At 70.6% G+C, this 23,068-nt stretch carries 23 protein-coding genes; 7 read left to right on the forward strand and 16 right to left on the reverse strand.

Annotated elements, in window-relative coordinates:
- Positions 1-445: 445 nt before the first annotated feature.
- A complete protein-coding gene (locus N4G66_RS08325; protein ID WP_261703337.1) occupies positions 446-1,903 on the reverse strand; it encodes a PhoX family protein in 1,458 nt (485 codons plus the stop codon).
- Positions 1,904-2,128: 225 nt separating this feature from the next.
- Positions 2,129-3,553: a hypothetical protein gene (locus N4G66_RS08330; protein ID WP_261703338.1), complete on the reverse strand. Its 1,425-nt coding sequence runs from the start codon at positions 3,551-3,553 to the stop codon at positions 2,129-2,131.
- Between the two features lie 409 nt (positions 3,554-3,962).
- Here N4G66_RS08330 and N4G66_RS08335 point away from each other — a divergent pair, with 409 nt between their 5' ends.
- A complete protein-coding gene (locus N4G66_RS08335; protein ID WP_261703339.1) occupies positions 3,963-5,789 on the forward strand; it encodes an endonuclease/exonuclease/phosphatase family protein in 1,827 nt (608 codons plus the stop codon).
- Positions 5,790-5,942: 153 nt separating this feature from the next.
- On the opposite strand, the gene N4G66_RS08340 is transcribed toward N4G66_RS08335, so the two are convergent.
- Both N4G66_RS08340 and N4G66_RS08345 read right to left on the reverse strand, forming a co-directional pair.
- Positions 5,943-6,674, reverse strand: coding sequence for an SRPBCC family protein (locus N4G66_RS08340; protein WP_261703340.1), 732 nt, complete (start codon positions 6,672-6,674; stop codon positions 5,943-5,945).
- A 19-nt stretch (positions 6,675-6,693) separates the two neighbouring features.
- Complete coding sequence (locus N4G66_RS08345; RefSeq protein WP_261703341.1) at positions 6,694-7,461, reverse strand: ArsR/SmtB family transcription factor; 768 nt, start codon at positions 7,459-7,461, stop codon at positions 6,694-6,696.
- Positions 7,462-7,700: 239 nt separating this feature from the next.
- Between N4G66_RS08345 and N4G66_RS08350 the strand changes: the two genes are divergently transcribed.
- A complete protein-coding gene (locus N4G66_RS08350) occupies positions 7,701-8,849 on the forward strand; it encodes a YihY/virulence factor BrkB family protein (RefSeq protein WP_261703342.1) in 1,149 nt (382 codons plus the stop codon).
- Positions 8,850-9,279: 430 nt separating this feature from the next.
- Here the strand turns inward: N4G66_RS08350 and N4G66_RS08355 are convergent, their stop codons facing one another.
- Both N4G66_RS08355 and N4G66_RS08360 read right to left on the reverse strand, forming a co-directional pair.
- Positions 9,280-9,942, reverse strand: coding sequence for a hypothetical protein (locus tag N4G66_RS08355; RefSeq protein WP_261703343.1), 663 nt, complete (start codon positions 9,940-9,942; stop codon positions 9,280-9,282).
- The gene (locus N4G66_RS08360; RefSeq protein ID WP_261703344.1) at positions 9,939-10,073 is read right to left on the reverse strand and encodes a hypothetical protein; all 135 of its coding nucleotides are present in this window, start codon (positions 10,071-10,073) and stop codon (positions 9,939-9,941) included. The genes N4G66_RS08355 and N4G66_RS08360 overlap by 4 nt, the downstream gene beginning before the upstream one ends.
- Before the next feature lie 174 nt (positions 10,074-10,247).
- Here N4G66_RS08360 and dapA point away from each other — a divergent pair, with 174 nt between their 5' ends.
- Positions 10,248-11,162 (forward strand): 4-hydroxy-tetrahydrodipicolinate synthase, encoded by a 915-nt coding sequence (gene dapA / locus N4G66_RS08365; RefSeq protein WP_261703345.1) that lies wholly within the window; start codon positions 10,248-10,250, stop codon positions 11,160-11,162.
- Between the two features lie 21 nt (positions 11,163-11,183).
- Here the strand turns inward: dapA and N4G66_RS08370 are convergent, their stop codons facing one another.
- Positions 11,184-12,392 carry a WD40 repeat domain-containing protein gene (locus N4G66_RS08370; RefSeq protein ID WP_261703346.1) on the reverse strand — a complete coding sequence of 403 codons (1,209 nt, stop codon included), beginning with the start codon at positions 12,390-12,392 and terminating at the stop codon, positions 11,184-11,186.
- The gene (locus N4G66_RS08375; protein ID WP_261703347.1) at positions 12,389-12,949 is read right to left on the reverse strand and encodes a SigE family RNA polymerase sigma factor; all 561 of its coding nucleotides are present in this window, start codon (positions 12,947-12,949) and stop codon (positions 12,389-12,391) included. Before N4G66_RS08375 ends, N4G66_RS08370 begins: the two co-directional genes overlap by 4 nt.
- Before the next feature lie 112 nt (positions 12,950-13,061).
- Between N4G66_RS08375 and N4G66_RS08380 the strand changes: the two genes are divergently transcribed.
- On the forward strand, positions 13,062-13,622 hold the full coding sequence (locus N4G66_RS08380; RefSeq protein WP_391858775.1) for a hypothetical protein: 561 nt from the start codon (positions 13,062-13,064) through the stop codon (positions 13,620-13,622).
- A 90-nt stretch (positions 13,623-13,712) separates the two neighbouring features.
- Entirely contained in the window at positions 13,713-14,183 is a 471-nt protein-coding gene (locus tag N4G66_RS08385) for a GNAT family N-acetyltransferase (protein WP_261703349.1), read from the forward strand.
- A 191-nt stretch (positions 14,184-14,374) separates the two neighbouring features.
- On the opposite strand, the gene dapD is transcribed toward N4G66_RS08385, so the two are convergent.
- From dapD to N4G66_RS08400, 3 genes are all read right to left on the reverse strand, one after another.
- Complete coding sequence (gene dapD, locus N4G66_RS08390; protein ID WP_261703350.1) at positions 14,375-15,364, reverse strand: 2,3,4,5-tetrahydropyridine-2,6-dicarboxylate N-succinyltransferase; 990 nt, start codon at positions 15,362-15,364, stop codon at positions 14,375-14,377.
- Positions 15,365-15,669: 305 nt separating this feature from the next.
- Positions 15,670-16,212 (reverse strand): TetR/AcrR family transcriptional regulator, encoded by a 543-nt coding sequence (locus tag N4G66_RS08395; protein ID WP_261703351.1) that lies wholly within the window; start codon positions 16,210-16,212, stop codon positions 15,670-15,672.
- Positions 16,213-16,294: 82 nt separating this feature from the next.
- Complete coding sequence (locus N4G66_RS08400; protein WP_261703352.1) at positions 16,295-16,615, reverse strand: DMT family transporter; 321 nt, start codon at positions 16,613-16,615, stop codon at positions 16,295-16,297.
- 348 nt (positions 16,616-16,963) lie between these two features.
- Here N4G66_RS08400 and N4G66_RS08405 point away from each other — a divergent pair, with 348 nt between their 5' ends.
- Positions 16,964-18,016 (forward strand): DUF7847 domain-containing protein, encoded by a 1,053-nt coding sequence (locus N4G66_RS08405; RefSeq protein ID WP_261703353.1) that lies wholly within the window; start codon positions 16,964-16,966, stop codon positions 18,014-18,016.
- On the opposite strand, the gene N4G66_RS08410 is transcribed toward N4G66_RS08405, so the two are convergent.
- Positions 18,005-18,370, reverse strand: a complete 366-nt coding sequence (locus tag N4G66_RS08410) for a VOC family protein (RefSeq protein WP_261703354.1) — start codon at positions 18,368-18,370, stop codon at positions 18,005-18,007. The two genes, N4G66_RS08405 and N4G66_RS08410, sit on opposite strands and share 12 nt — an antisense overlap.
- Positions 18,371-18,966: 596 nt before the next feature.
- Between N4G66_RS08410 and N4G66_RS08415 the strand changes: the two genes are divergently transcribed.
- Positions 18,967-19,947 carry an AbfB domain-containing protein gene (locus N4G66_RS08415; RefSeq protein ID WP_261703355.1) on the forward strand — a complete coding sequence of 327 codons (981 nt, stop codon included), beginning with the start codon at positions 18,967-18,969 and terminating at the stop codon, positions 19,945-19,947.
- 175 nt (positions 19,948-20,122) lie between these two features.
- Here the strand turns inward: N4G66_RS08415 and N4G66_RS08420 are convergent, their stop codons facing one another.
- From N4G66_RS08420 to sufC, 4 genes are read right to left on the reverse strand one after another with little or no spacing between them, the layout of a single operon-like run.
- Entirely contained in the window at positions 20,123-20,545 is a 423-nt protein-coding gene (locus N4G66_RS08420; protein WP_391858778.1) for a metal-sulfur cluster assembly factor, read from the reverse strand.
- Between the two features lie 11 nt (positions 20,546-20,556).
- Positions 20,557-21,021 (reverse strand): Fe-S cluster assembly sulfur transfer protein SufU, encoded by a 465-nt coding sequence (sufU, locus tag N4G66_RS08425; protein ID WP_151470345.1) that lies wholly within the window; start codon positions 21,019-21,021, stop codon positions 20,557-20,559.
- Between the two features lie 16 nt (positions 21,022-21,037).
- On the reverse strand, positions 21,038-22,294 hold the full coding sequence (locus N4G66_RS08430; protein ID WP_261703356.1) for a cysteine desulfurase: 1,257 nt from the start codon (positions 22,292-22,294) through the stop codon (positions 21,038-21,040).
- Positions 22,291-23,064: a Fe-S cluster assembly ATPase SufC gene (sufC, locus tag N4G66_RS08435; protein ID WP_261703357.1), complete on the reverse strand. Its 774-nt coding sequence runs from the start codon at positions 23,062-23,064 to the stop codon at positions 22,291-22,293. The genes N4G66_RS08430 and sufC overlap by 4 nt, the downstream gene beginning before the upstream one ends.
- Between the last annotated feature and the right edge of the window lie 4 nt (positions 23,065-23,068).

Consider the following 23,068-nt stretch of genomic DNA (forward strand, 5'->3'; position numbering starts at 1 on the left):
CCGAGGTCAGAAGTCGTCGACGGGCTTGCGCAGATGCTCTACCGATTGAGCTACACCGACCCGAAGTCGATGACGGGATTTGAACCCGCAACCCTCTGATCCCAAATGAAGTATCCGTCGCCTGCGCACCGGGCACCCACCATGAGCTGCGCCTCCCGAGATCAATTGGGCTGCGGCGTGGATTCTTTGAAAGAGAAGTAGCCGCGGCCCGCGCACCGGGAGGTGCATGAAGTTGTGGTGTCCAGAGTTCAGATTCGGCGGAACCGACGTAGGCGCTCTGACCCCTGAGCTACACCGGCGCGTTGTACCGGTGGCGGGACTCGAACCCGCGGCCGCCCCATTATCAGTGGAAGTAGGTCCTGCCTTCGCACCTGGACATGCATCACTTTAGGAGGGCGGCCGCGCGTCGGGCGAGCGAATTAATTTCGATGGGACCGGCGGGAGTTCAGCCGCGCTTCTGGCGCTTCCAGGGGCCGGTGATGGCGAGCATGATGCCCGGTTCCTGGATGTTGGCGAAGAGGGTCCGACCGTCGGGCGAGAACGTGACGCCGGTGAACTCGCTGTAGGCCGGCGCCTCGGCGGTGCCGATGTTGAGCTCATTGCGGGCGATCGGGTACGTGCGGCCGCTCTCGGTGGCACCGAAGAGGTGCTGGATTCCCTCGCCGTCCTCGGCGATGACGAGGCCGCCGTACGGGGAGACGGTGATGTTGTCGGGGCCGTCGAAGGCGCCGTCGGCGGACGGGTTCGGGTTCACGCCGATGAGGACCTTCAGCGTCAGGGTGCGGCGCTTGGGGTCGTAGAACCATACGGCTCCGTCGTGCGCCTGGCCGGGGCTTTCGGTGCGGGCGTAGGAGGAGACGATGTAGATGCCGCCGTCGCCCCACCACATGCCTTCGAGCTTGCGGGCGCGGGTGACCTGGCCGTCGGTGAACTGCTTGCGGACGGAGACGGTCCTGGCGTCGCGGTCCTGGACGTCGACCCAGTCCACGCCGTACACCGTGCCGGTCTTCGTGGCGCGGGAGAGGTCGTCGACGAACTTGCCGCCGGAGTCGAAGCACTTGAAGGCCTGGAGCGCTCCGGCGTCGTCGGCGAGGGTGGCGAGCCGGCCGTGGCCGTGCTCGAAGCCCTGCGGAGGCGTCCAGCGGTACAGCAGGCCGTTGGGGCCCGAGGCGTCCTCGGTGAGGTAGAGGCGGCCGCGCCTGGGATCGACGACGACGGCCTCGTGCGCGTAACGGCCCAGTGCCTTGACGGGCTTGGGGTTCCTGTTGCGGCGGCGGTCCTGGGGGTCGACCTCGAAGACGTAGCCGTGGTCCTTGGTCATGCCGTTCTGGCCGGCCTTGTCCTCGGTCTCCTCGCAGGTGAGCCAGGTACCCCAAGGGGTGTTGCCACCCGCGCAGTTGGTGGAGGTGCCCGCGATGCCGACCCACTCGGCGACCTTGTCGTGGCGCACCTCGACGACCGTGCAGCCGCCGGACGCGGCCGGGTCGTAGACCAGGCCCTCGGTGAGCGGCACGGGATACGTCCAGCCGGAGCGGGGGCCCTTGAGCTCGTGGTTGTTGACGAGGAGGGTGGCGCCGCGCGGGCCGTCGAAGGTGGAGGTGCCGTCGTGGTTGGACGGCGTGAACTCACCCGAGTCCAGCTTGGTGCGGCCGCTGTGGGTGATGACGCGGTAGGAGAACCCGGCGGGCAGCGAGAGGAGGCCCTTCGGGTCGGTGACGAGCGGACCGTAGCCGACGCCGCGGTGCCGGGCCTCCGCCGAGTCCTCGGCCGCGCCGTCGGTGTCCGTCTCCGTGGCGGCGAGCGCGTTGGGGGCGGTGGCGAGGGCGCCTACGCTGCCGACCAGGACCACGCCTGCACCGGTGATCGCGGACTGCCTGGCGAAGTCCCTGCGAGTGAGTGACATGTGATGTCTCCTGTGACGGTGGACTCGGACTGTCGTACGGGGCGGGGGGGCGACCTCGGTTCGCGGCCACACCGTCCCGCCCCCGCTTGAACGCGAGTTGAACGCGCGCCGACTTCGGAGGTCCCGCTTGCGTGAATCCACCCGACCGGCGCAGCGGAACGCGCGGCTCCGCGGAACAGTCCGCCCGCTCCCCGTGTCCGAGCCACCTCACCGGCCCGCGCCCGCTCACCCGCCCTGCTGCGACCGGGCCTTGAACGCCGCCTTACGGGCTTCCTTGGCTACCTTCTTGTCGGGGTGCAGACGGCCCATGGCCTCCAGGACGTCCGGGGCGGCGGGGTGCTCGACCCTCCAGGCCGTGTCGAAGAAGCCGCTGTGCTGCTGGGCCAGGCCCTCGACCAGGGCCTGGAGTTCGTCGGAGTTCCCCTCGGCGGCGAGCTGCGCCGCCACCGTGTCGATGGTGAGCCAGAAGACCATCGCCTCGGAGGGCGGGGGCACGTCGGGCGCGCCGTGCTCGGAGAGCCAGACCCGGGCGAGACCGCCCAGCTCGGCGTCGTCGAGCACCTCGCGCAGCGCGGGCTCGGCCTCCGTGCCGACCAGCGCGAGAGCCTGCTGGCAGTGCAGGCGGCGCAGCGGGGCGCCCGTGTCGGCGCCGCGCGCCGCGGAGAGCAACTCCTGTGCGGCGGGCAGCGGTTCACGCCGGGCGAGCCACTGTTCGATCTCGGCCTGCGCGGCCGTCGGAGGGAATCCGGCCGTACCGTCCAGCAGCGTGTCCGCGCCCTTGTCCGTGAGCTCACCCACCGCGGGGGCCGAGAAGCCCGCCTCGATCAGCCGGGCGCGCAGTCCGTACAGGCCGAGCGGTGTCAGGCGTACCACCCCGTAACGCGACACGTCCATGTCGTCGGCGGTGGCCGGCTCCTCGGCGGCGTCCGCCATCAGGGTCTCGTCGACCGGCTGGAAGTCGACGAGACCGATGGGCTCCAGCAGCCGGAACTGGTCGTCGAGCCGCATCATGGCGTTCGAGACCTGTTCCAGGACGTCGTTGGTGGGCTCCCCCATGTCGTCGGGCAGGATCATCGAGGCGGCGAGCACGGGCAGCGGCACCGGCACCCCGCCGAGCGCGTCCTCCCCGACGGTCAGCAGGTACAGGTTGCCGAGCACCCCGTCGAGGAACTCGGACTCCGCCTCCGGGTCCCAGTCCAGGGAGGAGAGGTCGATCCCGCCTTCCTCGTCCATGGCGCCGACGAGATCGCCGAGGTCGGGCACGCTCGCGTCGGCGAGCACGGTGTCGAGGGCGCCGAGCCAGACGCCGAGGACGTCCTGCGGGGCGCCGGAGGTGAGCAGGGCGAAGTCCTCGCCCGCGGTGACGGTGCCCTCGTCCTCGTCCACGGTCTCGACGAGCCCGGTGTCGACGGCCACCCGCCAGGCCTCGCCGGCGAGGGCTGCCGCTTCGTCGCCGGACAGGCCGAGGACGCCGGCCGCCTCGGGAAGCTGTTCCTCGACGAGTTCGCCCCCCGCGCCCACTCGGGTGCCGGGGCCTGCCCAGCGGGCCAGCCGCGCGGCGCGGGAGAGCAGCGGCGCGGCGAGCGCGTCCCGCGCCAGCTGCGCCTCGGAGTGCAGCCGCACGGGCGGCAGGGAAGAGCTGTCTGACATCGGCTGAGTTCTCCTCCGAACAACCACGACGAGCAGGGCAAGCGGTTCAGGCGGGGCTTTCGCCCGGAGCCGCGCCGGACGGTGGCGGGCACCGTCGGCCGCGGCGGGCACCGGACCCGCCGGGCGCCGACGGACTCGGGAGTCCGAAGGCGGCCCGGGAGATCCGTGCCAACTGCTCAGCCTAGACGGATTTCCACCCATGCCGCCCGGTTCATGTCTCCGACAGGTCTCGTACACCGCCGAAACCTTGACAACTCCCCTCGCTACACACGAGATTGACGCGCGTAGAAGTTCAACGGCCTTGTGGCCCACCCTCTTCTACGCGCGTCACCGGCCCGCACGCAGGTCGCGCTCCCCCCACCAGTCCACCCTCGTCCCGGCGCTCACGAACGTCCCCGGAGGGATTCCCTTGCCGAGCAAGAGAACCGCGCGCATCGGCGCGCTGACCGTCGCCGCGGTCTGTTCCACCGTCTCCGCCGTGGTGCTCACCACCCCGGCCCAGGCGGACACCGTCCACATCCACGACATCCAGGGCACCACCCGGACTTCCCCTCTCGCGGGCACGAAGGTCACGGACGTGGCCGGCATCGTCACCGGTGTCCGGACCTACGGTTCGTCCAAGGGCTTCTGGCTCCAGGACCCCACCCCGGATGCCGACCCCGCCACCAGTGAGGGCGTCTTCGTCTTCACCAGTTCCGCCCCCAAGGCCGCCGTCGGCGACTCGGTCACCGTGACGGGCACGGTCTCGGAGTACGTCCCGGGCGGCGCCTCCAGCGGCAACCAGTCGGTCACGGAGATCACCAAGCCGACGGTCACCGTCGTCTCCAGCGGCAACGCCGTCCCGGCCGCGACGGTCGTCGACGCGAAGTCCGTGCCGGCCGTCTACGCCCCCGCGGGCGACACCGCCGCGAGCGGTTCCGTCAACGCCCTCACCCTGGAGCCGGCGAAGTACGCCCTGGACTACTACGAGTCCCTCGAGGGCATGAACGTCCAGGTCGCCGACACCCGTGTGGTCACCGCCACCGACCCGTACACCGAGCTGTGGGTCACGGTTAAGCCGCACGAGCACGCCACCCACCGGGGCGGCACCTTGTACGGCTCGTACACCTCGCAGAACACGGGCCGGATACAGATCCAGTCGCTCGGCGCGACCGCCGACTTCCCGACCGCGAACGTCGGCGACAAGCTCACCGGCACCACCGCGGGTCCGCTCGACTACAACCAGTTCGGCGGCTACACACTCGTCGCCAACCAGCTGGGTACCCTGCAGAAGGGCGGCCTGGAGCGCGAGACGACGCGCAAGCAGTCGCGCGGCGAGCTGGCGGTGGCGACGTACAACGTCGAGAACCTGGACCCGGGCGACGCCACGTTCGACGCCCACGCGTCCGCGATCGTGAACAACCTGAACTCGCCCGACATCGTGTCCCTGGAGGAGATCCAGGACAACAACGGCGCGACGGACGACGGCACGGTCGCCGCCGACCGGACGGTGAACAAGCTGATCGACGCGATCGTCGCGGCGGGCGGCCCGAAGTACGACTGGCGCTCCATCGACCCCGTCAACGACCAGGACGGCGGCGAGCCCGGCGGCAACATCCGCCAGGTCTTCCTCTTCAACCCCGAGCGGGTCTCGTTCACCGACCGCGCGGGCGGCGACTCGACGACCGCCGTCGGTGTCACGAAGGTGCACGGCAAGACGCAGCTCACCGCGTCCCCCGGCCGCGTCGACCCGGCCAACACGGCCTGGAACAGCAGCCGCAAGCCGCTCGCGGGCGAGTTCGTCTTCCGCGGCCACACGGTCTTCGTGATCGCCAACCACCTCAACTCCAAGGGTGGCGACCAGGGGCTGACCGCGCAGTACCAGCCCCCGGCGCGCAGCTCGGAGGTCCAGCGGCACGCCCAGGCGACCGCGGTGAACGGCTTCGTCGACGAGATCCTGAAGACGCAGAAGAACGCCGACGTCATCGCGCTCGGCGACATCAACGACTTCGAGTTCTCCGACACGGCCAAGATCCTGGAGGGCGACGGCGAGCTCTGGTCGGCGATCAAGTCGCTGCCGAAGAGCGAGCGTTACACGTACGACTACCAGGGCAACGCCCAGGTCCTCGACCAGATCCTGGTCAGCCCTTCGATCCGCCGGGGCTGCGACCTGCAGTACGACAGCGTGCACATCAACTCGGAGTTCTCCGACCAGATCAGCGACCACGACCCGCAGGTGCTGCGGTTCCGTCCGTAGCAGCTGATCGCTGGTCGCTCAGGTACACGAGAGCCCGGCCCTTTCGTCCGGGGGGCCGGGCTCTTCGCCTGCGCGGCGGCCCCCCACCGGGCCGGGCTCTCTGCGCTCGCGGAGACTCCCGTGGCACCGGGCTCGTGTGGCCCCGCGCGCCGGTCAGCCGGTGAAGACCCCGTCGAGCCAGCCCTTCCAGGCCCTCTCGTTGACCTTGGCATCGGCGTCGGGCGCGAAGTCGTGGACGCTGATGCCCACCGGCGCGCCCCAGCGGCCGCGCCCGAAGACGCGGATGAGCGCGTTGTCGGTGCGCAGCCCGATGAAGTACGGGTTGCGGTAGTCGACCACGGCGTCGAAGGCCTCGCCACCGGGCCCCTCGGCCCGGATCCGCCCGCCCTCGGCGGTGCCGTCCGCAAGGCCGAGCGCCCGTCCGACGGCGGCGAGGGCGTCGGCGGCGGTGGACGCGTCGGGTCCCTGGAAGGTCGTGAAGGCGACCGGGCGGCCCGCGAAGTGGGTCACGTACTCACGCAGGGTGTGCAGATAGAAGTCGGTGTGCTTGTCGGCGCCGTCGTACTGGTTGTCCCAGTCGTCGGTGAAGATGCCGCTGTGCACGTACTGCACCCAGGAGCGACGGCCGTCGTCGCGGGCCTCGATGGTGTGGTCGATCTGGTTGAGGCTCTGCGTCGGGAACGGCACGTCCTCGCTGCGCACTGTCAGCCGGTGCGGCGGGTCCCAGGCGGTGATGGTGCTGCCGAAGGGGCCGGCGCCGCCCTCGCGGGGCTCGTACTCCATGGGCCACAGCCAGCCGCCGCTGCCGCTGGTGATCGCGTCCCACATCCGGCCGGGCGGCACGTCGACCTCGTACTCGCGGACGATCTCGAATTCCTCGGACATGATGAAAACTCCTTGATGATCAGTGGGCGGCTTCGCGGCCCGCGCGGGGTTCCACGGCTTCGGTTTCCGCCGCAGCACCGGCTTCGGCACCGGCTTCCGCTGCGACTTCCGCGTCGGCTTCCGCTGCGGATTCGGTCTGTGCCACGGCGTGGGTTCCGGCTGCGGCTCCGGTTTCCGCCACGGCTTCGGTTCCGGCCGCGGCCTCGGGCCTGACCGTGGGATGGACGGCGACGACGATCCGGTGCGGGCGCCCGTCCTCCGCGTCCCCGTCGTGGTACTTGCGGATGAGCGCACCGACCCCGGCCGTCAGCTCCTCGATGAACGCGGCCCGGTCGGCGGCCGACGCGAAGGTCACCTCGCCGTCGAGCGCGTACGTCGCCAGTCGCTTACGGGCCTTGGCGGCGCCGGTGACGAGCGAGCCGACGTCCCGGACGAGCCGGGCGCCGAGCGCGAGCAGCCAGCGGGCGGACAACTGGTCCCGGAAGCGGTCCGGATCGGGCTGTACGGCGGCCAGCGCGAGCGGCGAGATGACGTACGACGCCGCGGTCGCGCGCATCAGCCGTTCGGTGACATTGCCCTTGCGGCGCTCGCCCGCCAGCTCGACGAGGCCGTGCCGCTCCAGCGTCTTGAGGTGGTAGTTCACCTTCTGCCGGGGCAGGCCGACCTTGCCGGCCAGCATGGCGGCCGACGCGGGTCCGGCGGCCAGCTCGGCCAGCAGCCGGGCCCTTACGGGGTCCAGCGACACGACGGCGGCCTCGGCGTCCTCGATCACGGTCACGTCCAACATGTCTCCACCGTCCCACCGAAAACTTTTTTTGTCCAGACGGTTCTAGTCGTCGGTGAGTCGCACTGACTTGCGGGACCGACTCGCGGGACGGGGTGCCCGGACGCCGCGGGTGCCGGGACGCCCGGGGTTCCAGGGAGGCCGGTGCTCCAGCGAGGCCGGGTGTTCCGTGCGACCGGGGTTCCGTGCGACCGGGATGCCCGGGCGGGCTTCAGCGGCGCGATCCGGGCAACACGGCGGTCATGGACGAGAAGCGACCGGAATCGAAGCAGCGAGCTCTTCCGGACACGGGCGCGGGCAGGGGCGCCGGCACGGGGACGGGCACCGGCACCGACACGGACACCGGCACGGACACGGGCACGGCGGGGCCCGCCGGGAAGGGCGGTCCTGTCGAACTGCCCGTGCGAGCATGGGCGGCTGTGGTGTGGCGCACGGCGAAGGAGTTCCGGGACGACGAACTCGCCGACCGGGCAGCAGCGTTGACCTACTACGGCGTGCTGTCGCTGTTCCCCGCACTGCTGGTGGTGGTGTCCCTGCTGGGTGTCATGGGGCAACGCGTGACGGACAGACTCCTCGACAACGTAGGCCGTCTGGCGCCGGGCCCGGCACGCGAGATCCTGCGTGACGCGGTGGCGCAACTGGGCGACAGCGGCGGTACGGGCGGGGTGCTGGCGATCGTCGGACTGCTCACGGCGCTGTGGTCCGCGTCCGGGTACGTCGGCGCGTTCATCCGGGCGTCCAACGCCGTGTACGACCTGCCGGAGGGCCGTCCGGTCTGGAAGGTCACACCGTTGAGGCTGGTGCTCACGGTCGCACTGATGCTGCTTCTCACCGGGAGCGCGATCATCGTGGTGCTCACCGGGCCGCTGGCCGAACGGGCGGGCACCGCGATCGGGCTCGGCGACGCGGCGATCACGGCGTGGTCGATCGCCAAGTGGCCCGTCCTGCTGGTGTTCGTGGAGCTGATGATCGCGCTGCTGTACTGGGCGGCTCCCAACGTCTCCGGCCGCGGCTTCCGTTGGTTCAGTCCGGGCAGCGTCGTCGCCACCCTGATCTGGCTGACCGCGTCCGCGGGATTCGCCGTCTACGCCGCCGGCTACGGCTCGTACAACAAGACGTACGGCACGCTCGCGGGCGCCATCATCTTCCTCGTGTGGCTCTGGCTCACGAACCTGGCCATCCTCCTGGGCCTGGAGTTCGACGCGGAGCTCGCCCGCCAGCGTGCCATCACCCACGGCCGGCTCCCGACCGAGGAGCCCTACGTCGAACCCCGTGACACCCGCAAGTGGCCCCCACGGCTGCGGGCGCTGCGCGCGGCCCGGGAGAAGGTGGACACCGGGATCGTGCCGATGCGCAAGAGTGCTGAGCGAGACACCGCCGAGCGGGTGTGACGTCAGGGCTGGAGTGTCAGGACCGGGACGTCAGGGCGACGTGGCACAGGGCTGGGGCGTAGGAGCCGGGGCGTCGGAACTGAGGCGTCGGGGCTGAGGCGTCGGGGCGAAGTGCCAGGACTTGGCGTCAGGCCGGCGGGAGGGCGGCCCACGATGCGGCGGCGGGCCGGTGTCCGGTCCGCCGCCGCATCATTCCCCTCCAGCTCCGCTGACGGGCCTCAACGGTGCCGTCGATGACCGCTGTACCGCCGTCGGAGCAGGCGAGCGGCGAGCAGCGCAGCGGCCCCGGGTACGGAGTCCGGTCCGGACAACCGTGAGAACCGTGGCCTCCCGGACCGCCGCGAGAGTCGCGACAGCCGAGGCACACGGGAGCCGCAGCACACCGTGCCCTTCTCGCTCACGGAGGCTCTGGTACCCGGACCGGCCGCCGCTATCCCTGCGATCCCCGATCGCGCAGGCGGGCCAACTGGCTCTGGAACCAGTCGAGTCGGGCTTGCAGGAGCGCCGCCTCGGCGACCAGTTCGGACACCCCGAGGCCGGTGGTGGCGACGACGGGGCCACCGGCGGCCCGGACACGTAGCCCCTCCCCGGCCAGCCGCGCGAAAGAGGCGAGCGAGAGCGCCGTACGACCCCGTACGCAACCCGCGCAGGCGGCCGTCAGGGCGCGCCAGCCCGGACGCCCCCAGCCCGCGTCGGCCAGCGAGGCGGCCACGGCACCGCAGCCGCAGGGGCCGACGGTGGCACCGCGCACCCGCTGACGGGCGTACCGGAAGCCGCGTTCGAAGCGGATGTAGGCGCCGAGGACGGAGACTTCGAGGAGGACGGCCGCCCGGTGCTCCGCGGTGCACAGCATCGCCTCGGCGGCGGAGGAGTCGAGTACACAGTGGAAGCCGCAGTCACAGCGGCGGTGCGGCGCGCGGTGCCGCCGTCCGTAGACACAGCGGGCCTCGTCCAGCACTCCGTACGGCAGCGCGCCGCCCAGCGATACGCCGGTGAACCCGGCCCTGGTGCCGTCCTGGGACAGCACCGGGTGGGCGATCTTGTATCCGGTCGGCGGCTCCGTCGGGCGTTCCTCGGGGAGCCGCAGCCTCATCGTCCGGCCGGAACCTCTTCGGGCACTGACGCCTCCGACTCCTCGATGATCTCGGGGAGTTCGAAGGTGTCCTTGCGTGCGTGGGCCTCTTCCTCCGCGACTCCGGTGGCGAGTGCCTTGCCGAGCCTCATGACGCCTCCCATGACCTGCGGTCGGTGACCTTCCGGTCCATGGTGACCCATGAAGGGCGGAACGGTACATAGGGCCTCGGGCCGAGGGCCCGGCAGCACATCTCAGCAGTGCTTATCGATATGCCGTAGAAGATTTAAGTGGAGCTGTACGGTCATCGCGCCGAGACTGCTCGTATGACGAACTCCGACCGGTCTCCGGCATCCTTCGGCCGGGCGCTCTGCGCGATGATCACACCGTTCACCGAGGCGGGCGCGCTCGACCTCGACGGCGCCGGGCGCCTCGCCGACCGCCTGGTGCGCAAGGGCTGCGACGGCCTGGTGCTGAACGGCACCACGGGCGAATCGCCGACCACCTCGGACGCGGAGAAGTCCGCGCTGGTACGCGCGGTCCGCGAGGCGGTCGGCGACCGGGCCCGCCTGGTCACGGGCGTCGGCTCGTCCGACACCCGGCACACGGTCGAACTCGCTCTGGCGGCCGGGGAGGCGGGCGCGGACGGCGTGCTCGTCGTCACCCCGTACTACTCGAAGCCGCCGCAGGACGCGCTGGAGGCACACTTCACCGAGGTCGCGGACGCGTCCGAACTGCCGCTCATGCTCTACGACATCCCCGGCCGCACCGGCACCCGCATCGAACCCGACACGATGATCCGGCTCGCCGCGCACCCCCGGATCGTGGCCGTGAAGGACTGCGCGTACGACCTCCTCGGTACGCAAAAGGTGCTGGCCCGGACGGAGTTGGCGTACTACGCGGGCTGCGACGAGCACGTGCTCGCCCTGTACGCGGTGGGCGGCGCCGGGTACGTCAGCACGGTGGCGAACGTCGCGCCGGGCCTGATGCGGGCCGTACTCGACGCGTTCGACGGCGGCGACACGGCGGGGGCGGCCCGGCTGATGCGGCGGGCCCTGCCGCTGATCGAGGCGACGACGGGGGCCGGACTGCCCGGCACGGTCACCGCGAAGGCGCTGCTGACCGTGCTCGGGCTGCCGGCGGGCCCGGTCAGGGCACCGCTGCGGTCCGCCGGCCGGGAGACGGCCGACGGGCTGCGGGCGGTGCTCGCCGAGGTCACGGACGAGTTCGCCGTGGTCTAGCGAGCAGCGGGCGAGGGAGGCTCAGCGCTCGGCGAAGACGGGCTCCCAGCGCCCTGCCGAGCCGTCGGTGCCCCGGAGGAAGCCGCTGAGCGGCACCTCCTTGTCGCTGCCGATGGTGACCAGCACCAGCCGATTGTGGAACTCGTTCTTGTCGCCCTCGCCGATGTCCCAGGCGATCAGGGATTTGTCGTCGGCCCAGGCGAGCAGTATCTGGCCGCGGACCTCGGCCAGGTGCTTGCCGGTACGCGGGTCGAGGATCCACGAGGAGGTGTGCCACTTCTTGCCCGCGAACTCCCCGGCGAGCCGGGTGCCGTCGGGCGACAGGCCGGCCGTGACGGTGTTGTACCGCTCCCCGTCGGGCACGCCCACCTCTCGGCCGGACGCGTCGTAGAAGCGAACGGTGGGCGCGCCCGACTGCCTGCCCGTGACGGTCCTCCCGTCGCGGCAGAACTCGAAGTCCTGGCGAAGGTTGATCTCGTTGCCCTGGTTGTCCCGTTGCACCCCCACCGCGGCCCAGGGGCCCTTCCCCGACGCCACGTCGAAGACGTAGAAGCCGGTGCGGGAGGACTTCACCGGCACGGGGATGCCCTCGGCGCCCGTTCTGGTCACGATGTCGGGATTCTCTTCGTACGTCGTCGCGACGAGTTTCGTGCCGTTGCGCGAGAACTCCAGCCCGCCCACCGGCTGGTCGACCGGGATCCACCGCTCGACCTCGCCGCTCGCGATGTCGAGCAGGCCGATCCGGCGCACGGGCAGGTGCTGCTCCAGTACGGCGGCGGTCCGCAGGCCGGGGGCCACCGCGACCCACGACCACCGGGTGTCCTTCTCGTAGCGGCCGGACTTCGGGTCGAGCAGCCAGTAGGTGCGCGTCCTGAGGCCCTTGTGGGCGGTCCGCCAGTCAGTCTTCTGGGTGTAGTACGCGGCCATCGCCGTATTCCCGGCCGCGATCAGCGAGCGCACCGGCGACTGCGCCGGGTGCGCGGCCGTCGGAGCCTTCGGCTTGGGGTCCACCCTTCCCAGGGGCCGTACGTCGTGCCCGCCGGACTCCAGCCGCGGCACTCCGACCGCGGCGGTGACCACCGCGGCGACGGCGACCGCGACGGACGCGATGCGCCGGGTCCGGCGGCGCCTGCGCACGGTCAGGACCCGGTCGGCGAGGCCGGGGGCGGGTGGCGGCTGTTCGGCGGCCTGCTCGCGCAGCGCCTCGCTCATCAGTTCCTCGATGTTCACGGCCGTACCTCCACGGGCGAGTAGTCACGGGACGACGACCGCTCACCGGCTGCGGGGGCGAGCGCGGCGAGTTCGGGCGCGAGGGCGCGCAGCCGGGCCAGGGAGCGGTGGGCGGTGGACCGCACGGTGCCCACGGAGCAGCCCAGCAGCCGGGCCACGTCGGCCTCCGGCAGGTCCTCGAAGTAGCGCAGCACCAGGACGGTGCGCTGGCGTGCGGTGAGCCGGGACAGTGCCTCGCGCATCACCAGGCGCAGGTCGGTGGCGGCCGCCGTGTCGGTGCCCGGCGGGCCGGTCTCGGGCGGATGGGCGACGCTGACCTCGCGTCGCCGCCACTTCAGTCGCCAGCGGCTGACCTGCTGACGGTAGAGCACCTGCCGTACGTACGCCTCGGGTTCGTCGATGCGGTGCCAGCGACCGGCGACCTTGGCCAGGGCGCCCTGCAACAGGTCCTCCCCCGCGTGCCGGTCACCACCGCTGAGCAGCACGGCGGTCCTCAGCAGGGCTGCGGACCTGCCGGCCACGAACTGTCTGAAGCTTTCGAGCCCTTCGGCATCCATCGTCACCTTCTCTTTTTCGACGGGCCTCGTGTCCCGCCCCTGTACCTGCTGTGACGCGTGCGGCCGCCCGGCGCTATGCCTGCACCGCGGAAAAACTCCGCGGTTCTCGCGGATGCCGCTGCCGTACGGTGATCAGGTGCGCAACGCGAACCGGGCAAGGCCGGCGGACTCCTCCTTGCCGCTGCTGTTCCTCGACGTCGACGGCCCGCTCAATCCGTACGCGGCCCAGAAGGAGCGTCGGCCCGAGGGGTACACGACGATCCGGGTGGCGCTGGAGCCCGGGCGGCCGCTGCGCGTCTGGCTCCACCCCGACCACGGCCGCGCCCTCCTCGGCCTCGGCTACGACCTGTGCTGGGCCACCACGTGGATGGACGCGGCCAACCGCTGGATCGCCCCCGTGATCGGCCTACCCGAACTCCCCTACGTCGACTTCACGGGCGCTCTGTTCGCCGAGCGCCCCGACGGCGTCCACTGGAAGACGGAACGCATCGTGGCCTACGCCGAGGGCCGCCCCTTCGCCTGGGTGGACGACGAACAGGGTCCGGCCGACGAGGCGTTCGTCACCGCCCACCATCCCGCCCCCGCACTTCTCCAGCACGTGAACCCCCGACTCGGCCTGCGCGAGCCCGACTTCGAGGCCCTGACGACTTTCGCCACGAGCCTGGACACATAGCGAGCGCCCTACCCCGACAGCGCAGGTGGCACGAACCGCGGGCGCGGCCACCTTCGCGGCTCACTCGATCAACCGCCTTAGGATTTCGGCATGACGAGCACACTCCGTCTGGAGGAGATCACTCCGGACAACGTCGACGCCGCCATCAGCGTGCGGGTCCGTCCGGAACAGGAACACTTGGTCGCGCCGGTCGTGAAGTCGCTGGCCGAGGCGTATGTCCATCCCCGAACAGCCTGGCCCCGTCTCATCCTTGACGACGGCAGACCTGTCGGCTTCCTCATGGCCTTCCTCGGCATCGACTGGCTGGGCGACGGATCGGGCACGGACATCCGTTCCGGGCTCTGGCGTCTCAACATCGCAGCCGGTGCGCAGGGGCGGGGTTACGGCCGCTTCGCGGTCGAGTCCGTGGCTGCCGAGATCCGCCGTCGCGGCGGCACCCGGCTGACGACCACTTGGCATCCGGGGAAGGACGGTCCGGAGGATTTCTACTTGGGGCTCGGCTTCCGTCCGACCGGCGAGACGAGTGGGAGTCAGACAGTCGGTGAGCTGGACTTGACCTAACCTCTGCCCGGTGCCTCCGGAGCGCTCCTGAAGAGGCGCTCACGCACGAGCGCCCTCCCGGTCGGCCCTGGGGCCGTGGAAGGGCGCCCGCTGTCGACCAACGTCGACAACCTGACGTCAACTGCCGGTGAAACAGCAGCAGTTCAGCCGCAATGATCGAGCAGGCGGTCGCGAATCACCGCCGCTGATGGTCAGTTGTGGCTGTGCAGGACCTCGTTCAGGCCGCCCCACACCGCGTTGTTCGGGCGGGCCTCGACGGTTCCGGTGACCGAGTTGCGGCGGAAGAGGATGTTCGAAGCCCCGGACAGCTCGCGGGCCTTGACGATGTCGCCGTCGGGCATCGTCACGCGCGTACCGGCGGTGACGTACAGCCCGGCCTCGACCACGCACTCGTCGCCGAGGGCGATGCCGACGCCCGCCTCCGCGCCGACGAGGCAGCGCTCGCCGATGGTGATACGGACGTTGCCGCCGCCCGAGAGGGTGCCCATGGTGGACGCGCCGCCGCCGATGTCCGAACCGTTGCCGACGACGACACCGGCGGAGATGCGGCCCTCGACCATGGAGGTGCCGAGCGTGCCCGCGTTGAAGTTCACGAAGCCCTCGTGCATGACGGTCGTGCCCTCGGCGAGGTGCGCGCCGAGGCGGACCCGGTCGGCGTCGGCGATGCGGACGCCCTTGGGCGCGACATAGTCCGTCATGCGCGGGAACTTGTCGATGGAGGTCACCTGGAGGTGCAGGCCGGCGGCGCGCGCGTTCAGCCGGACCTTCTCGATGTCGTCGACGGCGACCGGGCCGAGCGAGGTCCAGGCGACGTTGGCGAGCAGGCCGAACACGCCGTCCAGGTTCTGGCCGTGCGGCTTCACCAGGCGGTGTGAGAGGAGGTGCAGACGCAGGTACGCGTCGTGCGCGTCGAGCGGCTTGTCGTCCAGCGACGCGATGACCGTACGGACCGCGACCACCTCGACGCCCCGGCGGGCGTCCGGGCCGATGGCCTGCGCGGCTCCTTCGCCGAGCAGTTCCACGGCCCGCTCGGCGGACAGCCGCTCGGTGCCGGCCGGGCCGGGCTCGGCGGAGAGTTCGGGCGCGGGGAACCAGGTGTCGAGAACAGTGCCGTCCGCGGTGAGGGTGGCGAGCCCGGCGGCGACGGCGCCGGTGGTACGAGAAGCAGTCGTGTCGGTCATGAGTGCAACCTAACTTGGCGGGGGCCGCGCGGGCGAACCGGTGCGCGGGGCGTCTCGTCCACCGGGCGTCCGGTCACCGTCCCGGGCCGTCTCCGGCCGCATGGGGCACGCCTGGGGCACGTCTGACCATTCCACCGGGCCCGCGACGTCTGGCACCGCACTCCCCCAAGCTCTTCGAGCAGGGGGACCCCCACGCCGCGGTCTCCGGCACACCCGAGTACGCCCGGTACGAAGGCGACCCTCCGCCTTGCGATGCACAGCAGCGGACACCACGGTCCGATCCGACCCGCATGGCCGGACAGGCCCTAGCCGTGCGGCAGGACCCGCGCCAACACCTCCCGGGCGTACTCCTCGTCGTACGACGTCCCCGTCAGCAGTACCTGGAGACAGATCCCGTCCAGCAGGGCGACGAGTGCCCGCGCGGTGACCGGATCCGTGCGGCGGGTCAGTGGTTCGACGATGCCGTCGATCCACTCGGCGGCGACCGGGCGCAGGGCGGGTCTGCGGAGGGCGGCGAGATAGAGCTCGTACTCCAGCTCCACGCCCGTACGGTCGCCGGCGAGCCATTCGCCGATCAGTCCGGCGAGTTCGGCGGCCAGGTCGGCGCGAGTGTCCTCCAGGGTGCCGCGTGCGGCGAGCACCTTGGCGAAGCTCTCGTTCGCCTGGCGCAGGGCGGCGACCATGAGTTCGTCGAGGGTCTTGAAGTGGTACGTGGTGGAGCCGAGCGGCACATCGGCCTCGGCGGCGACGGAGCGATGGCTGAGCCCGGCGATGCCCTTGGCGCCGACGACGCGGATCGCCGCGTCGATGATCCGCTGCCGCCGCTCGGGGTCGTACCGGCGCGCCATCACGGGCCGCCGTCCGCCGTGCCGGGCGCGGTACCAACCACCGCGCCGGGCGCGGTGACGTACACCCCGTCGGGCGCGGTCATCAGTGCGCCCCGCCCAGGTTCAGCAGCACGACCCCACCGATGATCAGCACGATCCCGGCGGCCTTGGCGACCGTGAGTCCCTCGCCGAGGAACAGCGTGCCGATCGCCGCGATGGCGGCGGTGCCGACACCGGCCCAGATCGCGTACGCCGTGCCGACCGACACCGTCTTCAGGGTCTGCGCGAGCAGCGCGAAGGCGACGACATAGCCGAGGACGGTCAGCAGCGACGGCCACAGCCTGCTGAAACCCTCCGTGTACTTCATCGCGGTGGTCGCGCCGACCTCCGCCGCGATGGCTCCCGCGAGCAGTACGTATCCCATGCGTACGACTGTACACATGGAGCGTCAGAGATGCGTACGGGTGTACGCATCGATGCGCACGCCCGTAGGCAAGGCGATCCCACTTATCCCATGGGCACCCTGCGCCCCAACGGATATCGTTCGCGATCACAGGGGGGCCGGAGTCGCACAGACTCCCGAGAACGATGGAGCGCGAGGGACATGCCGGACAGTTCTGGGTGGGGACCGTCAGGGCCGTCGGGACCGTCAGGGGGTACCCCGGGCGGCCCGTGGGGACCCTACGGGGGTGCTCCCGGTGGACCGTCGGGGCCGTACGGGGGTGCCCCGGGCGGCTGGGGCTGGATGCCACCGCCACCGCCCAGACCAGGTGTGATCCCGCTGGCCCCGCTCGGCGTGGACCACATCCTCGGTGGCGCCTTCGCCACGATGCGCCGCTACGCGAAGCCGCTGTTCGGGCTCACCTTCGTGGGCGTCGCGGTGCTGGCGGCCCTGACCCTGGGCCTCGAATACCTCGCCTATCTCTCGACGAAGACTCAGCTGCACCGTATGACCGAGGCGCCCCGGTCCATCGGCTGGACCGATCTGCGCGCCGTCCTGATCGCGTTCGGCGCAGCGTGGGCCATGGGCGCGGTGGTCTCGCTGGTGGCGAGTTCCTTCATCCAGGCCTCGTCCGCGGCGACCCTGCACGACGCCGTGCTCGGGCGCCGGGCCCCCGTCGGCGCCGTCTGGAAGCGCGCATGGTCGCGCACCCCGTCCGTGCTCGGGGTGACGCTGCTGCTGGGCCTGGTCGTGGCGATACCGATGATTCTCCTCATCATGCTGTTCGCGCTGATGCTGGCCGCGACCGCGAGCGGCGATCCGTTCATGTCGTTCGGTCTCTTCCTCCTGCTCCTGCTGATCGTGGTTCCGCTGATGATCTGGCTGTTCGTCCGGTTCAGCTTCGCCCCTGCCGCCGCCGTCCTGGAGGGGGCGTCCCCGGTGACGGCGATGCGCCGGTCGGCGCGACTGGTCCGCGGCACGTGGTGGCGCACGTTCGGCATCTTGCTGCTGGGCGGCCTGATCACGTTCATCGTCTCCATCGTGGTCGATATGCCGTTCAGGTTCGCGACGCCGGCCCCGCAGCCGTACGACCTGTCGACGCAGGGACCCGCGAGCGTGACGGAGATCTACGCGCAGATGCTGCCCGACCTGGGGCGCTCCCTGGTGCTCTCGACGATCGCGGGCATCTTCGTCCAGCTCTTCTCCCTGGTGTTCATGCCGCTGGTGAGCAGCCTCCTGTACATCGACCAGCGCATCCGCAGAGAGGGCCTGGCGGACGTACTGATGCGAGCTGCCGCCGTCACGGAGCCGCCCGGAGGACCTGACACGCCCGAGGGGCCTGCCACACCCGGCGGACCGGAGGCACCCGGCTCAGTCCACTAGCGAGCTCTTCGGCCGCAGCACACAGAACTCGTTGCCCTCCGGATCGGCGAGGACGGCCCAGCTGACGTCCTCGCCCTGCCCCACGTCGGCCCGGCGGGCCCCGAGGGCGAGGATCCGCTCGACCTCGGCGGCCTGGTCGTCCGGCGTGAGATCGATGTGGAGCCGGTTCTTGACGGTCTTGCGCTCGGCGACCGGCACGAAGCAGAGTCCGGGCAGCGCGTGCACGTCGGAGCCGATGACGATCTCGTCCTCGGCCTCGAACAGCACGCGCCAGTCGAGGACTTGACACCAGAAGCGGGCCAGCGCGGGCAGGTCGTGGGCGTCGATGACGAGGTGGTAGAGGGAGACAGCCATGAACGGCAGTCTCCCCCTGCGCCGGGAGGTCCGCCACCGCCACCGGGCACACCTGTCGGCGACCCCCTCCGGAACGGGGCTTCACCCAAGCACTCCCGGACCGCTCCGGAACCGCTCCCCGGACAGCCTCCGGATTTCCCCCCGGAGCATTCCCGGACCGGAGACAAGCGGAGGTCGGCGACAACGACAGGTCGCGCAGAATCGGACATGCCGCAGGCTGCCGCGATCCGCTGACGCCCATCAGCCGGCGCCGAGCACGGACCGCGCCCAGGACGTCGCAGGAACCCGGGACACCCGGTCCGGCACCCCGGCATCCCGCGCCGCCACCGGCGCTCACCACACCGTCATCACCGCCCGGCACCCGGCACCCGGTGTCTGGCGGCGCCCAACTCCCGTACCTCTGTCAGCGATTGCCCGAAAACACTGCGATCAATTCCCGGTATCACTGCGGGAAAGGCCTGCTCAGAAGTCACCAGTTCCACTACTGTTTCACCAGCCGCACACCGGGTCTCCATGACCGCCCGCTCCGTGTGCCGCACCCTCCACCCCTCGCTTCGCCCCCTCGCGCGCTCGCCCTCCCCTGCTTAGGAACGCGTATGCCAGAAGTGACGCCCGGATCCGGGCCCTACGGGCCCGACGAGCCCACCCTCTCCAGGGAGATCGTGCCCTGGCGCCCCACCCCGCACGGCGCGCCCTACCCGGTGTCGACCGACCTCGTCCCCGTGTCCCCGGCGCCCTGGGAGGCGGTCGGGCCGGGTGACGAGGGCAGGCTGCCCGGCACACGGCGGCTCTGGCTGGCCGGCGGACTCGCGGTGGCCGTGACCATCGCCGTCGTGGCCGTGATGTCCGTACAGGCGAACCGTTCTGACGATCCATCACGGAATCTGGCGGACAACAGGACCACGGCCGACACGTCGAACCCCTTCCTTCTCGGCGCCCCCGCCGGAACGACCACGGCCCCGGCGGGCAAGAACGCCCTGGCCTCGCCGGGGACTTCACGCTCGGCCTCACCGGATTCCGCGTCAGCCGATTCCGCGTCGCGCGGTTCCGTGTCGCCCGGGCCGTCGGACCAGGGTTCCGGCAGCCGGCCCGTCCCCGGGAACTCGACGCCCGCCGCGTCCGGCACCGCTTCCGCGCCCCGGCAGGCCTCTTCGTGGAAGTCGGTCCAGTCGGTCAACTACCCCGACCGCTTCTGGCACCTGAGCGACGGTCAGGTCCGGCTCGACCCGGTGGGTTCGGGCAGCTCGGCCGCGACCCGGCGGGCCGCCAGTTTCAAGGTGGTCCGAGGACTGGCGAAGTCCTCCTGCTACTCCTTCGCCACCGCCGACGGCTCCTACCTGCGCCACCGCGACTTCCTGCTGCGCGCCGACCGCGACGACGGCTCCGCCCTCTTCCGGAAGGACGCCACCTTCTGCCCCCGCGCGTCCTCCTACTCCGGCGCCGTCATGCTGGAGGCGGTCAACTACCCGGGCCGCTTCCTGCGCCACCGCAACTTCCAGCTCCGCCTGGGGCGGCACGAACGCGGCAGGCTCTACCGGGCGGACTCGGCGTTCCGCCTGGTGCGGGGCTGGGCCTGAGACCCGCGCGTCCCCGAGGAAACGCGATGGGGCGGCACCCGAAGGTGCCGCCCCATGCGAGGTACCGAAGCGTCAAGGCCCCGAAGCGCCGGGGCACTTCAGTACCGAGGCACCGAGTCCCGACGTACCGCAGTCTCGGCGTACCCGCGTACCCGCGTACCGGCGGGCCGAAGACTCAGACGTTGAAGCCGAGCGCGCGAAGCTGCTCGCGACCGTCGTCCGTGATCTTGTCCGGGCCCCACGGCGGCATCCAGACCCAGTTGATGCGCAGCTCGTTGACAAGGCCGTCCGTGGCGGACTTGGCCTGGTCCTCGATGACATCGGTGAGCGGACAGGCCGCGGACGTCAGGGTCATGTCGATCGTCGCGATGTTCGCGTCGTCGATGTGAACGCCGTAGATGAGGCCGAGGTTGACGACGTCGATGCCCAGCTCGGGGTCGACGACGTCGTAGAGCGCCTCGCGGACCTCTTCCTCGGAGGCCGGCTTCGTCGTCAGGCTCCCGCCCGACGCCACAGCGGTCTCGCCGGACGCCACAGCGGTCTCGCTCGCCGCCACGACGGAATCCTCCGACGTCACAGCGGTCTCGTCCGATGTCACAGTGTTCTCGCTCATGCCGTCTTCCTCTCGGCGCTCTCGCCCAGAGCCTGGGCCGTCGCGTCCTTCCACGCCATCCAGCTGAGGAGGGCGCACTTGACCCGGGCCGGGTACTTGGAGACACCGGCGAACGCGACCGCGTCCTCCAGCACCTCCTCCATCGCGTCGTCGGGCTCGATCCGGCCCTTGGACTGCATCAGCTCCAGGAAGGTCTCCTGGATCTTCTGCGCGTCGGACACGTCCTTGCCGACCAGGAGGTCATTCAGTACGGAGGCCGAGGCCTGGCTGATCGAGCAGCCCTGGCCCTCGTACGAGATGTCCTCGATCCGCTCTCCGTCGTACTTCACGCGCAGGGTGATCTCGTCACCGCACGTGGGATTGACGTGGTGCACCTCGGCGTCGCCGTCCCGGAGACCGCGCCCGTGCGGGTGCTTGTAGTGGTCCAGGATGACTTCCTGGTACATCGAATCCAGCTTCACGTTCCCAGCCAGCCCCTCAGCCGAAGAAGTTCCGTACGTGCTCCAGGCCGTCGATCAGAGCGTCGATCTCGGACGGCGTGGAGTACAGATAGAACGACGCCCGCGTGGTCGCAGGAATTCCGTACCGCAGGCAGACCGGACGGGCGCAGTGGTGACCGACCCGGACCGCGATGCCCTGCTCGTCGAGAACCTGGCCCACGTCGTGCGGGTGGATGTCGCCCAGCGTGAACGAGATCGCGGCGCCGCGGTCCTCGGCCGTGGTGGGGCCGATGATCCGGAGGTCGGGGACCTCCGCGAGCCGCTTCACCGCGTACTCGGTGAGCGCGTGCTCGTGGGCGAGGATCTTGTCCATGCCGATCGCGGAGAGATAGTCGATCGCCGCGCCCAGACCGACCGCCTGCGCGATCGGCGGGGTGCCCGCCTCGAACTTGTGCGGGGCCGGGGCGTACGTCGACGAGTGCATCGACACGGTCTCGATCATCTCGCCGCCGCCGAGGAACGGCGGAAGGTCCTCCAGGAGTTCCTGGCGGCCCCAGAGGATGCCGATGCCGGTCGGGCCGCACATCTTGTGGCCGGTGAAGGCCACGAAGTCGGCCTGGAGGGCCTGGACGTCGAGCGGCATGTGCGGCGCGGCCTGCGACGCGTCGATCAGCACCAGGGCGCCGACCTCCTGGGCGCGGCGCACTATCGCCTCGACCGGGTTCACGGTGCCCAGGATGTTCGACACCAGCACGAAGGAGACGATCTTCGTCTTCTCGGTGATGATCTCGTCGATGTTCGACAGGTCGAGACGGCCGTCGTCGGTGAGGCCGAACCACTTCAGCTTCGCGCCGGTGCGCTGCGACAGCAGCTGCCACGGAACGATGTTGGAGTGGTGCTCCATCTCCGTGATGACGATCTCGGTCTCGTGGTCGACGCGGTAGGGCTCGTCGGCCCAGCCCAGCATGTTGGCCACGAGGTTGAGCGACTCGGAGGCGTTCTTGGTGAAGATCACCTCGTCGCGGCTCGGCGCGTTGATGAACGCGGCGACCTTGTCGCGCGCGCCCTCGTACAGCGCCGTGGCCTCCTCGGCGAGCACATGCACACCGCGGTGGACGTTGGCGTTGTAGCGCTCGTAGTAGCCACTGAGGGCGTCCAGTACCTGGCGCGGCTTCTGCGAGGTCGCCGCGTTGTCCAGGTACACCAGCTTCTTACCGTCGTGGACCTGGCGGTCCAGGATGGGGAAGTCCTTGCGGATCGCCTCGGTGTCGAGGAGGCCCGGCAGCTGTGTCACGCGGATACGCCACCCTTCGCGTCGAGTGCGTACGACTCGTACCCCTCGTTCTCCAGCTTGTCCGCGAGCTCGGCGCCGCCGGACTCGACGATGCGGCCGCCGGAGAAGACGTGCACGAAGTCGGGCTTGATGTAGCGCAGGATGCGCGTGTAGTGGGTGATGAGCAGGGTGCCCACCTCACCGGTCTCGCGGACGCGGTTGACGCCCTCGGAGACGACGCGCAGGGCGTCGACGTCCAGGCCGGAGTCGGTCTCGTCGAGGATCGCGATCTTCGGCTTGAGCAGCTCCAGCTGAAGGATCTCGTGGCGCTTCTTCTCACCGCCGGAGAAGCCCTCGTTGACGTTGCGCTCGGCGAAGGCCGGGTCCATGGAGAGGCGCGCCATGGTCTCCTTGACCTCCTTCACCCACGTACGCAGCTTGGGGGCCTCGCCGCGGACGGCGGTGGCGGAGGTGCGCAGGAAGTTGGAGACCGAGACGCCGGGGATCTCGACCGGGTACTGCATCGCCAGGAACAGGCCCGCGCGGGCGCGCTCGTCGACGGACATCTCCAGGACGTTCTCGCCGTCGAGGGTGACGGTGCCGCTGGTGATCGTGTACTTCGGGTGGCCCGCGAGCGAGTAGGCGAGGGTCGACTTGCCCGAGCCGTTGGGGCCCATGATGGCGTGTGTCTCGCCCTGCTTCACGGTCAGGTCGACGCCCTTGAGGATCTCCTTCGTGGCGTTGTCGGCCTCGACGGTGACGTGCAGGTCGTGGATTTCAAGCGTTGCCATGGGT

The organism is Streptomyces rhizosphaerihabitans, from assembly GCF_025399795.1.
GTDB lineage: Bacteria > Actinomycetota > Actinomycetes > Streptomycetales > Streptomycetaceae > Streptomyces > Streptomyces rhizosphaerihabitans.